The sequence below is a fragment of the Methylovorus mays genome, assembly GCF_020531915.1.
Classification (GTDB): domain Bacteria; phylum Pseudomonadota; class Gammaproteobacteria; order Burkholderiales; family Methylophilaceae; genus Methylovorus; species Methylovorus mays.
The window spans coordinates 67,426-80,745 of the sequence record NZ_JAJAVG010000003.1 but is presented as its reverse complement, the minus strand read 5'-3'; the positions used below and the strand labels follow the sequence as shown (position 1 = coordinate 80,745).

Here is a 13,320-nt window from a genome sequence, read left to right as displayed (position 1 = left end):
TGCAATGTGTGAGACTAAGGAGGAGCTGTGATGGCGGCGTCGCCACTCAGAATCTTATATGGCAGAGGGTTCCAATGTCTTTGCATCCAGCTTCTTGGCAAAGATGTCGCGATAGCTGACATATTGCAAACCCAGCATCAGCGAGGTCGCCAGCAGCAAAAAGGCCAGCAGTGTCAGCGAAGTCAGGATCAGGCCAACCGGTTTGATAATCGCGGTCACCAGCGCCACCACTATCCCCGTCGCCATCATGCAAAGTGCCAGGCCGGCAGTGAGCAGTATCCAGGCAAAGGTCAGTGACAACACACTGGTCAGGCAGCCCGCAATACTGGACTTGATGGCTTTCCAGACTGAGAACTGGTGATGCGCCACCAGCATGGGGGCAAACCAGGTCGACATGAAAATCGGCGTCATCAACACCAGCATCTTGATCGCCAGTGGCACGGCGCGTGTCGCCAGTGCCTCGGCATCGGCCTTGGCGTTTACCATATCATCCAGTGCCTGCATATCGCCCGAGGTCACATAGCTGATGAGGATGCCATACACCATGCAAGCGCCGCCCAGGGCCACCAGCTTGCCCAGTTGCGGCTTCACTTGTACCACGATGTCACTGAATTCGGTATCGCGTCCATAGTCGGCTTCGCGGTAGAGCGTCAGCGCCAGCACCAGGAAGAAGGGGCCCATGATTACTACCAGCAATTTCACGATCACAGGCAGGAAGACCATCGCTGGAATCACCATGAACAGCAACACATAGCTCAGGGCCACCAGCATCCACATGGCCGGATTCTGCCGGAAGATACCCAGGCAATCCTTTACCCAGTGGAATGCTTCTCTGGCGCTACGCTTGAACATGATGTCTTTCCCCCATTTGACTTTTCTTCGGCCGCCGCCTCAGGCGGGTAGCGGTCCTAGCACTGACGGTTCGGTCATGCGCTTGTGTAATATATTTCTGAAATGGCCCGGATCCTTGGCATGCGTCAGCTCCCCGGCACTCGGGAAATGCAGGTCATGCAAGCGTGATAACCAGAAACGCATGGCTGCCGTGCGCAACATGCCGGGCCACGCCTCAACCTCGGCTGCCGTCAGCGGGCGTATGGCATGGTACGCGCCCACCAGCGCCATGACCCTGGACTGGTCCAGGCTGCCATCGGCATGCACGCACCAGTCGTTCACGGCAATGGCCACGTCGTAAAGCAAGGCATCCTGGCAAGCATAGTAAAAATCAATGATGCCACCCAGTTCGTTGCCATCAAACAACACATTGTCGCGGAAGAGATCGGCGTGAATCACACCGCTTGGCAGATATTCCGAATCCGCCTCGGCCTCGAATGCCAGTTGCGCATCCAGCAAGGCTTTGTCTGCCGCCCGCAGTAAAGGAGCGACTTTGGCAGCGGTCTGTTGACGCCACTCGCCATCACGCAGGTTTTTCATGCCCGCAGGAAAGCTCAGGCCGGCCAGATGCATGTTTGCCAGCACACGGCCGATCTCAGCGCACTGCTCAGCAGACGGATGCTCAAGGGATTTGCCGCGCAGGCAACTCACCAGGGCCGCCGGTTTGCCATTCAGCTCGCCCAGGCTGGCACCCGCATGGTTTTTGACCGGGTGTGGACACGGAATGCCGCGCTCGGCCAGATGGGTCATGAGATCCAGAAAGAACGGCAGCTCTTCCGCCGTATTTTCTTCAAACAGGGTGAGTACATAACGACCAGTATCGGTCGTTACGAAATAATTGGTGTTGGTAATGCCGGAAGCGATGCCCTGCAGATCCCGCAGCTGGCCCAGCGGATAAGCTTCAAGCCAATGGCTGAGCTGCTCGAAAGTAACGGTAGTGAATACGGACATAACGCTTATCGTGAGATGGCGAAGAGATGAACTCTTCGCACCGGGATTCTAGAATCGGAACAATACCCACTTTGGAATGGAGATGGGTGGGGTTGGTCCATTGGAACGTGCCCAATCGCTTTGCTCGTCATCCTTGGTCAGGTAGTAAGGCACGCCATGTGCAGGCGTCACCTTCATCATGTAGAGCTCACCGTTCATGCGGTACTCTTCAATGGTGTCCTCACCCTTCTTGGTGATGGTGACTTCTGGCTCAGGCGTGTTTTCATAGCCTGGAGGCGGTGGCGCCTCTGGCAACGGTTCAAGATTCTTGGGCAGGTCCGCGGCATGGGCGAGCCATGGCAATACCAGTGCTAGAACAACTAAATGACGAAGCAGTCGCATAATCACCTCAGGCTTTGAGCCGCCTTCACAACGAAAGCGGCGGGATGAAGGCATTCTAGCAAAAACCACCCCAAGCCGGGAAAATGGATATGCAGAACTTGTCGCCTGGAAATCACAGATAAAGCTGAATTTGGCGCTCGGCTGGCGACAATTCGAAACCACGGGTTTCGTAGTGTTTGAAGATGGCTTCCACCACGGCGGCCGGATCATCAATCACCTGCACCAGATCCATATCATCCGGTGACACCATGCCTTCGGCCACCAGCGTATTGCGGAACCAGTCCAGCATGCCTCTCCAGAAAGGCTCATGCACCAGAATGATAGGAATCTTGCGCGACTTGCCGGTCTGTATCAGCGTCAGTGCTTCCATCAGCTCGTCCAGGGTGCCAAAGCCGCCGGGCATCACCACATAGGCCGAGGCGTATTTGACGAACATGACCTTGCGCATGAAAAAGTGATGGAAGGTCTGACTGATATCCTGATACTGATTGCCCTTTTGCTCGTGCGGCAATTCGATATTGAGGCCGATGCTGGGCGAACGGGCGTAATACGCGCCCTTGTTGGCCGCTTCCATGATGCCGGGGCCACCGCCCGAAATCACGCTGAAGCCTGCCTCGGAGAGCTGACGCGCGATTTCTTCCGTCAGCTGGTAATAGGGATGATCCGGTGCCGTGCGGGCACTGCCAAAAATCGAGACTGCCGGGGTTATCTGTTTCAGGCGTTCGGTGGCATCGACGAATTCTGACATAATCTCGAGTGCATGCCAGGCCTCGTGCGATGAACGTCGATGCTCGATCAGATCCGGGTCCATCAGTTTCGGGATTTTTTTTGCAGCAGACATGGGGCTTAACCTTGCGTGTTGAGGGCCTGGAAAAATGCGGGACTGGCGCATGGCATCCTGAATATCGGCATGCGTCAGAAGTCAGTTTATGAAGGCACCTTATGAAAACATTGTTATTGGTTGACGGCTCATCCTATCTTTACCGGGCGTTTCATGCCATGCCCGATTTGCGCAACAAGCAAAACGAGCCGACCGGCGCCATTCAGGGCGTGCTCAACATGCTGCGCCGCCTGCATAAAGATTATCCGGCCGATTATAGCGCTTGTGTGTTTGATGCCAAAGGCAAAACCTTTCGTGATGACATCTACCCCGAATACAAGGCCAATCGCGCCTCCATGCCGGATGATCTGCGCCTGCAGATAGAGCCGTTGCACACGGCCATTCAGGCCATGGGCTGGCCGCTGATTGTGGAAGACGGCGTGGAAGCCGATGACGTCATCGGCGCGCTGGCCAAGCAGGCCGAGCGCGAAGGCATGCGCGTCATCATCTCCACTGGCGACAAGGATATTTCGCAGCTGGTGAATGAGCACATCACCGTCGTCAACACCATGCGCGATGCCTTCCGCAAAACCGATGAAGTGCTGGACCCGGCAGGCGTCGAAGCCAAATTTGGCGTGCCGCCCAGCCTGATGGTGGATTATCTGATATTGATCGGCGACAGCTCGGACAATGTGCCTGGCGTGGAAAAAGTCGGCCCGAAAACCGCCGTCAAATGGCTGACCCAATATGGCTCGCTGGAAAACATCGTTGCGCATGCCGACCAGATTAGCGGCGTGGTGGGCGAAAACCTGCGCAAGGCCCTGCCCTGGCTGCCGACGGCGCGCGAGCTGATCACCATACGCTGCGATGTAGGCATACAGGAGAGCCTGGAGGATCTGGCCCCACGCCCGCAGGACCGCGAAAAGCTGATCGAGCTGTTTGACCGTTTTGAATTCAAGACCCTGCGCCGCGAGCTGGACCTTGCCGTTCCCGCCGCACAAGCCCCGCTGCCTGCTATGGCGGCACAGCCAGCAGGCAGCTCGGCGGATCTGTTTGCCGCCGCTGGCGTCACTACCCGCCAGTTTGAGACCATCCTCGAGGAAGCCAGCCTGCAACGCTGGCTGGATAAGATCAGCAGCGCGGCACTGGTGTGCTTTGATACCGAAACCACCTCGCTGGACCCGCTGACCGCCAAGCTGGTTGGCATGTCGTTTTCGATCAAGGCGGGCGAAGCCGCTTATCTGCCGCTGACGCATGACTACCCAGGCGCGCCGGATCAGCTGCCATTTGCCGCCACATTGGCGCGTATCAAGCCGCTGCTGGAAAACCCCGCCATCAAAAAAGTCGGGCAAAACCTCAAATACGACAAGCACGTGCTGGCCAACCACGGCATTGTGCTCAATGGCATTGCGCACGACACCCTGCTGCAATCCTATGTGCTGGAAAGCCACCGCACCCATGGCATGGATGATCTCGCCATGCGCCACCTCGGCGTGCAGACCATCACCTATGAACAAGTCGCGGGCAAAGGCGCCAAGCAGGTGTCGTTCAGTCAGGTGGCTCTGGAGCAAGCCAGCGAATACGCCGCCGAAGATGCCGATGTCACCCTGCAACTGCATGAAAATCTCTATCCGCAGGTAGCGGAAGATGCCAAGCTGGAATTCGTCTATCGACAGATCGAGATGCCGGTGCTGGATATCCTGTTTACCATCGAGCGTAATGGCGTGCTGATCGACAGTGACATGCTGAATCGCCAGAGCCATGAAATCGGCCAGAAGCTGATGGCGCTGGAACAACAGGCTTACGAACTGGCGGGCCAGCCTTTCAATCTGGGCTCGCCCAAGCAATTGCAGGAAATCCTGTTCGGCAAGTTGGGCATCAAGCCCCTGAAGAAAACCCCGAGCGGGACGCCTTCCACCGATGAAGATGTGCTGCAGGAACTGGCGCTGGATTACCCCTTGCCCAAGGTCTTGCTGGAATATCGCGGCCTCGCCAAGCTGAAATCTACCTACACAGACAAGCTGCCACGCATGATCAACCCGACCACCGGCCGTGTGCATACCAGCTACAGTCAGGCCGTAGCGGTGACCGGTCGCCTCTCCAGCTCGGACCCCAATCTGCAGAATATTCCGGTACGCACCGCCGAAGGCCGCCGCATTCGCGAAGCCTTTGTGGCGCCCGCGGGCGGGCACATCGTCTCCGCCGACTATTCGCAGATTGAGCTGCGCATCATGGCGCATTTGTCACAGGATGACGGCCTGTTGACCGCCTTTGCCGCCGGTGAGGATATTCACCGCGCCACCGCTGCCGAAATCTTTGGCGTGGAACGCGACGCCGTCAGCAGCGAACAGCGCCGTTACGCCAAAGTCATCAACTTCGGCCTGATCTACGGCATGAGTGCCTTCGGCCTCGCGCAAAACCTCGGCATCGAACGCCAGGCCGCGCAGAACTACATCGAGCGCTATTTCACCCGCTACCCCGGCGTGCGCGATTACATGCAAAACACGCGCGAGCGCGCCAAAGCCCAAGGCTATGTGGAAACCTTTTTCGGCCGTCGCTTGTGGGTGCCCGAGATCAACAGCCCCAACGGCATGCGCCGCGCCGGGGCCGAACGCGCTGCCATCAACGCCCCCATGCAGGGCACCGCAGCCGACCTCATCAAGCTCGCCATGATAGCCGTGCAAGGCTGGCTGGAAACCGAAAAGCTCGCCACCAAACTCATCATGCAAGTGCACGATGAACTGGTGCTGGAAGTACCGGATAACGAGCTGGCGCTGGTGAAGGAAAAACTGCCGCAGCTGATGCAAGATGTGGCAAAACTGGATGTGCCATTGCTGGCAGAAGTCGGGGTGGGGAGTAACTGGGAAGCGGCGCACTGATCGTTCAGCACGTGGTTCAGCACCACAGATGTCGGCAGGCGAAGATGGTTCGGCCCTAAGACTCCTCTGCCGGTGCCTCCGGACTATCGCCCGCAGGCGGCTCGGCCGAATCCGGCTGGGCCGCAGAAACGGGCGCAGCCCCCGCGCCCTCTTCCTTAAGCTCCTTAAGATACCACTCGATATCCCATTCACAGCCGCCACAGCCAGTCAGCGCGCCGGTCCAGCGCGAGATGCCCTCCAGATCGCGCCCTTCCAGAAAAAGCGCGCGTATCTGGCCGCGCTTGGTGCCGCTGCAGTGGCATAGCACTTCGTTATCGGGGTTGTCTTTGTCGGTGGTCATAAGCTAAATCAAGGTAAATATGCTGCCAAGTATATGACATGGCGCCCGGGTTTATGGCCTTGCATAAGGTCGGATCTTGCAAGCGCCAGCACATCGAGCCTGCATTGCCGGGCAGGATATAATGCAATTTTCGATAACGTCCATACACCATGCCAACCTTCGGTGCCTACATCATTGGCGATGAAATCCTCTCCGGCAAACGGCAGGATGCCCATCTTTCACGCGTCATCCAGACCCTGGCCGCACGCGGCCTGCAGCTCGGCTGGGCAGAGTATCTGGGCGATGACCAGTGCCGTATCGCGCAAAGCCTCAAACGCAGCATGGACCGCGGCGACATCGTGCTCAGCTTTGGCGGCATAGGTGCCACGCCGGACGACTTTACCCGCCAGGCCGCCGCCGAAGCCGCTGGCCTGCCGATTGAGCGCCATGCGGGCGCGGTGGCTGAAATCGAAGCGCGCTTTGGCGAGGCCGCCTACCCAAAGCGCGTGCTGATGGCCGACTTTCCCCAGGGCGCTGACCTGATTCCCAATCCGGTGAACCGCGTGGCGGGCTTTTCACTGCGCTCGCATTACTTCATGCCGGGCTTCCCCGAGATGGCGTGGCCGATGATGGAATGGGTGCTGGATACGCACTACGCCCATCTGTTCCACCAGCATGTGCTCACCGAAAGCGCGATTGTGGTGTGGGATGCCGGTGAGAGCCAGCTGATCGATCTCATGAACCACATCGTCGCCACCCACCCCGAGGTCAAACTGTTCAGCCTGCCCAAGCTGGATACGCGCCGTACCATTGAGCTCGGCGTCAAAGGCCAGCCCGATCAGGTAGCCGCCGCCATGATCGACATCACGCAAGGCGTGACGCAAGCCGGTTTCCCCTGGCAAGCCATGTAATGGATTGTCGCCCGGACTGCGGCGCCTGCTGCATCGCCCCCTCCATCACCAGCCCTATCCCCGGCATGCCGCATGGCAAACCAGCGGGCGTGCGCTGCATACAATTAACGGATGACCTGCGCTGCGCCATCTTCGGCCAGCCCGAGCGCCCGCACTTTTGCGGCGGCCTGCAACCGGAACCCGCCATGTGCGGCACCAGCCGCGAGCACGCCATCCGCTGGCTAGGCGAACTGGAACAACTTACCCAGCCCGCGCCCTGAGCCCCAGCACGGCCAGCGCGCTCAACCCCGCCATCACCGACACATAGCCGCCTACCCAGGCCAGCCCGCCCTGCTGCACTAGTGCTTGCGAAATGGCGGGGGCCAGCGAGGCGCCGAGGATGCCGCCCAGGCTATATGCCAGTCCGGCGCCACTGTAGCGCACAGGCGCCGGGAACTGCTCGGGCAAAAATGCGCCCATGGGAGCAAAGGTCACGCCCATGAGGAATAACAACAATGCGAGATACGCCGTCACCAGCAACAAAGAATCGCTCTGCAAGGCAGGTGCCAGCAGAAACCCCGCAACCATGGCGGCCAGCGCACCGCGTAGCAAGACCGGTCGACGGCCGATACGATCACTCCAGGCAGCGGCCAAGGGTGTCGCCAGCGTCATCGCCAGAATCGCCACGCACAGCATGCCCAGAAAAACCGGGCGCGGTATGCCCAGCGTGCTAGTGCCATAGCTCAGGCAAAACACCGTCGCGGTGTAAAACAGGTTGTAGCACACGCCCATCGCCAGCGCGCCCAGCAACACGGCACGCGCATGGGTCTTCAGCAAGGCTCCCACCGGCAGGGCATGGGTGGCTTTGTGGGCCAGCACGGCGGCAAAGGCCGGGGTTTCGGCGAGCGTAAAGCGTACATAAAGCCCCACTACCACCAGCAAGGCGCTGGCAATAAACGGCACGCGCCAGCCCCAGGCCTTGAATTCAGCATCTGTCAGCCACAGGCTCAAACCAAGAAAACTCAAGGTCGCCAGCAAAAAGCCCACGGATGGCCCCAACTGCGGAAACATGCCAAACCAGGCACGCCGCCCCTCCGGCGCATGCTCGGTGGCCAGCAGGGCCGCACCACCCCATTCGCCGCCCAGCCCCAGCCCCTGACCAAAGCGCAACAGGCACAACACCACCGGTGCCCACACCCCCCATTCGGCATAGCCCGGCAGCACACCAATCAGTAACGTGCTGACCCCCATCAACAACAGCGAAGCTGCCAGCGTGACCTTGCGCCCCACGCGGTCACCAAAATGCCCGAACAGCACCGCCCCCAGCGGCCGCGCCAGAAAGGCAATGCCAAAGGTCAAAAAGGCATTAAGCGATTGCGCCGCCGGCGCCTCCGCCGGGAAGAACACCTGCCCGATCACCAGGGCCGCCGCCATGGCGTAGATGTAAAAATCATAGAATTCGATGGCAGTGCCGATAAAGCTGGCAAAGGCGATGCGGGTGGTGGGGGGAGTAGTCGTCGGCTGCTTGTTCATCGGAATATGGGGTTATGGTATCGGGTTGGCGCCAGCATAAAGCATCCATCGCGTGACGCCCACTTTTTAGCGATGCTGACAGCCGTCTATCTGCTTACGCAATGAAGGTATTTTTGCCTCACCATGCTCGGGAACAGCGCGGCAAGCAATCTTGATAGTTTTAAGGGAATCAACAAGCTAGCAGATGCGTGCTTTTACTCATGTCAAGTCCACCAATTACAATTTTTCGTTTTGCGCGGCTGCGGTTTGCATATAAAATAGGCAGCTTTTCCACAATCATCGTACGGACATTGTCCAAGGTTTCAGCTTCAGTGCAAATCGGCCCTTACAAACTAAAAAACAATCTGGTGGTTGCGCCTATGGCAGGCGTGACGGATCGGCCTTTCCGCATGCTATGCAAGAAGCTGGGGGCTGGGCTGGCTGTTTCCGAGATGGTGACGTCGAACTCGCTGCTGTATGGCAGTGCCAAGACCTTGCGTCGCGCCAATCACGAGGGCGAAGTGGAGCCGATTTCGGTACAGATCGCCGGGGCTGACCCGAAGATGATGGCAGAGGCCGCCAAGCACAATGTGGATAACGGTGCGCAGATCATCGACATCAACATGGGTTGTCCGGCCAAGAAGATTTGCAATGTGATGGCTGGCTCGGCCCTGCTCAAGGATGAGCCGCTGGTATCGCAGATTCTGAAAGCGGTGGTGGCCGCCGTGGATGTGCCAGTGACCTTGAAAATCCGTACCGGCTGGGATAAGAACAACCGCAACGCCGTGGCCGTGGCGCGCATGGCAGAAGACATCGGCGTACAAGCCCTGGCCATGCATGGCCGCACCCGGGCTTGCCTGTATAACGGCGATGCCGAGTACGACACCATTGCCGCCGTCAAGCAGGCCATCAAGATTCCGTTGATCGCCAATGGCGACATCACCACCCCGGAAAAAGCCAAGTTTGTGCTGGAATACACTCAGGCCGATGCCGTAATGATAGGCCGTGCAGCTCAGGGTCGCCCCTGGATTTTCCGTGAAATCGCGCATTATCTGGAAACTGGCGAGCACTTGCCGCCACCCGAAGTGAGCGAAATCCATCAGGTGATGCTGGACCATGTGCAGGATCTGTATGACTTTTATGGCGAGCTGACCGGCATGCGCGTGGCGCGCAAGCATATCTCCTGGTATACCAAGGGGCTGAAGGATTCCGCGAATTTCCGCCATCACATGAATCAGTTGCAAACCGTAGACGAGCAACAGGCAGCCATCAGCCAGTTCTTCAGCCAGTTGCTGCAGCACGACCAGCGTCTGCAATATGTCCCCGAGACTGACTCCTCCGACGACCAAGCGATGGCGGCCTAAAAATGAGTAACAAAGACGTCGCCGCCTGTATCCGGGCTGCCCTGGATGAATATTTCAAAGACCTGGATGGCCAGCCGCCCCATGCCGTGTATGACATGGTGATGGGCTGCGTGGAAAAACCCATGCTCGAATACGTGCTGCATCGTGCCGGGGGCAACCAGAGCAAGGCTGCCGAGATTCTTGGCCTCAATCGCAACACCCTGCGCAAGAAGATGCAGCTTTATCAGATTGAATAACCGCCAGGCGGCCATAGCCGCTTCCTGCTGTTCTTAATATGTTTTCCTGTTTTATTTTTCCCGCTTCAATTTAACGACGCATATTTACTGACCCTCACTGACATCAACTGACATCATGGCCATCATCAAAAGAGCACTCATCAGCGTTTCCGACAAGGCAGGCATCGTCGAATTTGCCCAAAGCCTGCACGCCTTTGGCGTCGAAATCCTCTCGACTGGCGGCACGGCAAAGCTGTTTCGCGATCACCAGATTCCCGTGATTGAAGTCAGCGATTACACCGGCTTTCCTGAAATGCTGGATGGCCGCGTCAAAACGTTGCATCCGAAAGTGCATGGCGGCCTGCTGGGTCGCCGCGACTTGCCCGAACATGTGAGCGCCATGCAGGCCGCAGGCATCCCCAATATTGATTTGCTCTGCGTCAATCTTTACCCGTTCGAAGCCACCGTCGCCAAGGCCGACTGCACGCTGGAAGATGCGATTGAAAATATCGACATCGGCGGCCCGGCCATGGTGCGCTCCGCCGCCAAGAACTGGAAAGACGTGGTGGTGCTGACCGATGCATCGCAATATGCTGCCGTGCTGGATGAGATGAAGAGCACAGGTGGCGCGACCAGCCAGGCCACACGCTTTGCGCTGTCCGTCGCCGCGTTCAACCGCATCAGCAACTACGATGCCGCCATCAGCGATTATCTTTCCTCCATCAATACCGATGGCACCCGCAGCGCATTCCCCGCCCAAACCAATGGCCGCTTCGTCAAGGTGCAAGACCTGCGCTATGGCGAAAACCCGCACCAGCAGGCTGCGTTCTACCGCGATTTGTACCCGGCACCTGGCTCACTGGTCACCGCCGAGCAATTGCAGGGCAAGGAGCTTTCCTACAACAACATCGCCGATGCCGATGCCGCCTGGGAATGCGTGAAGAGCTTTGACAGTGGCGCCTGCGTCATCGTCAAACACGCCAACCCTTGTGGCGTTGCCGTGGGCGCGACCGCGCTCGAAGCCTACAGCAAGGCTTTCCAGACCGACCCGACCTCGGCTTTCGGCGGCATTATCGCCTTCAACCAGACCGTGGATGCTGCCGCGGCAGAAGCCGTTGCCAAGCAGTTTGTTGAAGTGCTGATTGCCCCTGACTTTACTGCGGATGCGCTGGCGATTTTCAAGGCCAAGGCCAATGTGCGCGTGCTCAAGATTGCATTGCCGCCCGGTGGCAGCAGCGCCTGGGAGCAAGGCCGCAACTCGCATGACACCAAGCGCGTGGGTTCGGGCCTGCTGATCCAGACCGCAGACAACCACGAGCTCAGCCTGTCTGACCTCAAAGTGGTTACCCGCACACAGCCTACACCGCAACAGCTGCAAGACCTGCTCTTCGCCTGGCGCGTAGCCAAGTATGTCAAATCCAATGCCATCGTCTTCTGTGGCAATGGCATGACGCTGGGCGTGGGCGCGGGCCAGATGAGCCGTGTGGACAGCACCAAAATCGCCGCCATCAAGGCACAAAATGCAGGGCTTGCCCTGCAGGGTTCTGCCGTGGCCTCCGATGCTTTCTTCCCGTTCCGCGATGGCGTGGACGTGCTGGCCGAAGCGGGTGCCGCTTGCGTTATTCAGCCAGGTGGCAGCATTCGCGATGAAGAAGTCATTGCCGCCGCGGATGAGCATGGCATCGCCATGGTGCTCACCGGCATTCGTCATTTCCGTCACTAACATATGCCATGCCCTGCGCATCTGGAGGGGCTTTCCGATTATGCGGAAGGCCCATGTTCAGACCGCAGGGCATTGTTCACATAGCACAGGGTTAACAACATGAAAGTACTCGTCATTGGCAGCGGTGGCCGCGAACACGCACTGGCCTGGAAAGTTACGCAAAACCCCAATATCAGCCGCGTCTATGTGGCGCCGGGCAATGCCGGCACCGCCCTTAACCCGGACATGGTCAACGTCCCCGCTTCTTCGGTAGCCGATCTTCTGGAGTTTGCGCTCAAGGAGCAGATCGCCCTGACCATCGTCGGCCCGGAAGCCCCGCTTTCGCAAGGTGTCGTGGATGCTTTCCGTGCCAATGACCTGAAAATTTTCGGCCCGACCAAGGCCGCTGCCCAGCTGGAAAGCTCCAAGGATTTTGCCAAGGCCTTCATGATTCGTCATAGCATCCCGACCGCGGCTTATGCCACGTTTACCGATGCCGCCGCCGCCCACGACTATGTGCGTGCGCAAGGCGCGCCTATCGTCATCAAGGCCGATGGCCTGGCTGCCGGTAAGGGCGTGGTGGTGGCGATGGACGAAGACGAAGCGCATGCCGCCATTGACGCCATGCTGGCCGACAACAAGCTGGGAGCTGCCGGTGCCCGCGTGGTCATCGAAGAATTCCTGACGGGCGAAGAAGCCAGCTTTATCGTGATGGTCGACGGCAAAAATATCCTGCCACTGGCCACCAGCCAGGACCACAAACGCCTGCTGGATGGCGACCAGGGCCCCAACACCGGCGGCATGGGGGCTTACTCCCCCGCTCCTGTCGTCACGCCGGACATTCACGCCAAGGTGATGCGCGAAATCATTGCCCCCACCGTGGCGGGCATGGCAAAGGATGGCATTCCCTACACCGGCTTTTTGTATGCAGGCCTGATGATTACGCCCGAAGGCGACGTCAAGACGCTGGAATTCAACTGCCGCATGGGCGACCCGGAAACCCAGCCCATCATGCTGCGCCTCAAGACGGATCTGGTCGGGCTGGCCGAGCATGCCGTCAACGGCACGCTGGATCAGGCGACGGTGGACTGGGATCGCCGCACCGCGCTGGGCGTGGTGATGGCAGCGGCCAATTACCCTGACACCCCACGCACGGGCGATGAAATCACCGGCCTGCCGCGTGATCTGCAGGATGCCCATGTGTTTCATGCCGGCACCCGCCTGGAAGATGGCCGTGTGCTGACCAGCGGTGGCCGCGTACTCTGCGTCACCGCGCTGGGCGAAACCGTGAAATACGCGCAAAGCCGTGCCTATCAGATCGCCGAAGAGATTCGCTTTGATGGCGCCCAGATGCGCAAGGATATCGGCTACCGCGCCGTCAAATCCTGAGTGTAAA

13 protein-coding genes are annotated in these 13,320 nt (G+C 58.8%); 7 read left to right on the top strand and 6 right to left on the bottom strand.

Annotated elements, in window-relative coordinates; all coding sequences use genetic code 11:
• Positions 1-54: 54 nt before the first annotated feature.
• The 4 genes from LG203_RS00990 to LG203_RS00975 all read right to left on the bottom strand — a co-directional run bounded on the left by LG203_RS00990 (position 55) and on the right by LG203_RS00975 (position 3,064).
• Positions 55-852: a BPSS1780 family membrane protein gene (locus LG203_RS00990; RefSeq protein ID WP_230344091.1), complete on the bottom strand. Its 798-nt coding sequence runs from the start codon at positions 850-852 to the stop codon at positions 55-57.
• A 39-nt stretch (positions 853-891) separates the two neighbouring features.
• The gene (thrB, locus tag LG203_RS00985; protein ID WP_230344090.1) at positions 892-1,842 is read right to left on the bottom strand and encodes a homoserine kinase; all 951 of its coding nucleotides are present in this window, start codon (positions 1,840-1,842) and stop codon (positions 892-894) included.
• A gap of 48 nt (positions 1,843-1,890) precedes the next feature.
• Positions 1,891-2,223, bottom strand: coding sequence for a DUF2782 domain-containing protein (locus LG203_RS00980; RefSeq protein ID WP_015829313.1), 333 nt, complete (start codon positions 2,221-2,223; stop codon positions 1,891-1,893).
• Positions 2,224-2,335: 112 nt separating this feature from the next.
• On the bottom strand, positions 2,336-3,064 hold the full coding sequence (locus tag LG203_RS00975) for an LOG family protein (RefSeq protein WP_230344089.1): 729 nt from the start codon (positions 3,062-3,064) through the stop codon (positions 2,336-2,338).
• A 101-nt stretch (positions 3,065-3,165) separates the two neighbouring features.
• On the opposite strand from LG203_RS00975, the gene polA reads away from it, so the two are divergent.
• Positions 3,166-5,922 (top strand): DNA polymerase I, encoded by a 2,757-nt coding sequence (gene polA / locus LG203_RS00970; RefSeq protein ID WP_230344088.1) that lies wholly within the window; start codon positions 3,166-3,168, stop codon positions 5,920-5,922.
• Positions 5,923-5,977: 55 nt separating this feature from the next.
• Here the strand turns inward: polA and LG203_RS00965 are convergent, their stop codons facing one another.
• Positions 5,978-6,262 carry a (2Fe-2S)-binding protein gene (locus LG203_RS00965; protein WP_328486237.1) on the bottom strand — a complete coding sequence of 95 codons (285 nt, stop codon included), beginning with the start codon at positions 6,260-6,262 and terminating at the stop codon, positions 5,978-5,980.
• A 149-nt stretch (positions 6,263-6,411) separates the two neighbouring features.
• Here LG203_RS00965 and LG203_RS00960 point away from each other — a divergent pair, with 149 nt between their 5' ends.
• Positions 6,412-7,152: a competence/damage-inducible protein A gene (locus LG203_RS00960; RefSeq protein WP_230344087.1), complete on the top strand. Its 741-nt coding sequence runs from the start codon at positions 6,412-6,414 to the stop codon at positions 7,150-7,152.
• The gene (locus LG203_RS00955; protein WP_013441208.1) at positions 7,152-7,412 is read left to right on the top strand and encodes a YkgJ family cysteine cluster protein; all 261 of its coding nucleotides are present in this window, start codon (positions 7,152-7,154) and stop codon (positions 7,410-7,412) included. Before LG203_RS00960 ends, LG203_RS00955 begins: the two co-directional genes overlap by 1 nt.
• On the opposite strand, the gene LG203_RS00950 is transcribed toward LG203_RS00955, so the two are convergent.
• A complete protein-coding gene (locus LG203_RS00950; RefSeq protein ID WP_230344086.1) occupies positions 7,393-8,664 on the bottom strand; it encodes an MFS transporter in 1,272 nt (423 codons plus the stop codon). The genes LG203_RS00955 and LG203_RS00950 overlap by 20 nt on opposite strands.
• A 311-nt stretch (positions 8,665-8,975) precedes the next feature.
• Between LG203_RS00950 and dusB the strand changes: the two genes are divergently transcribed.
• The 4 genes from dusB (at position 8,976) to purD (ending at position 13,313) form a co-directional block, all read left to right on the top strand.
• On the top strand, positions 8,976-10,007 hold the full coding sequence (gene dusB / locus LG203_RS00945; protein WP_230344085.1) for a tRNA dihydrouridine synthase DusB: 1,032 nt from the start codon (positions 8,976-8,978) through the stop codon (positions 10,005-10,007).
• Between the two features lie 2 nt (positions 10,008-10,009).
• Entirely contained in the window at positions 10,010-10,243 is a 234-nt protein-coding gene (locus tag LG203_RS00940) for a Fis family transcriptional regulator (RefSeq protein ID WP_013441204.1), read from the top strand.
• Positions 10,244-10,358: 115 nt separating this feature from the next.
• Entirely contained in the window at positions 10,359-11,945 is a 1,587-nt protein-coding gene (gene purH / locus LG203_RS00935) for a bifunctional phosphoribosylaminoimidazolecarboxamide formyltransferase/IMP cyclohydrolase (protein WP_230344084.1), read from the top strand.
• A 99-nt stretch (positions 11,946-12,044) separates the two neighbouring features.
• Positions 12,045-13,313, top strand: a complete 1,269-nt coding sequence (purD, locus tag LG203_RS00930; protein WP_230344083.1) for a phosphoribosylamine--glycine ligase — start codon at positions 12,045-12,047, stop codon at positions 13,311-13,313.
• Positions 13,314-13,320 lie beyond the last annotated feature (7 nt).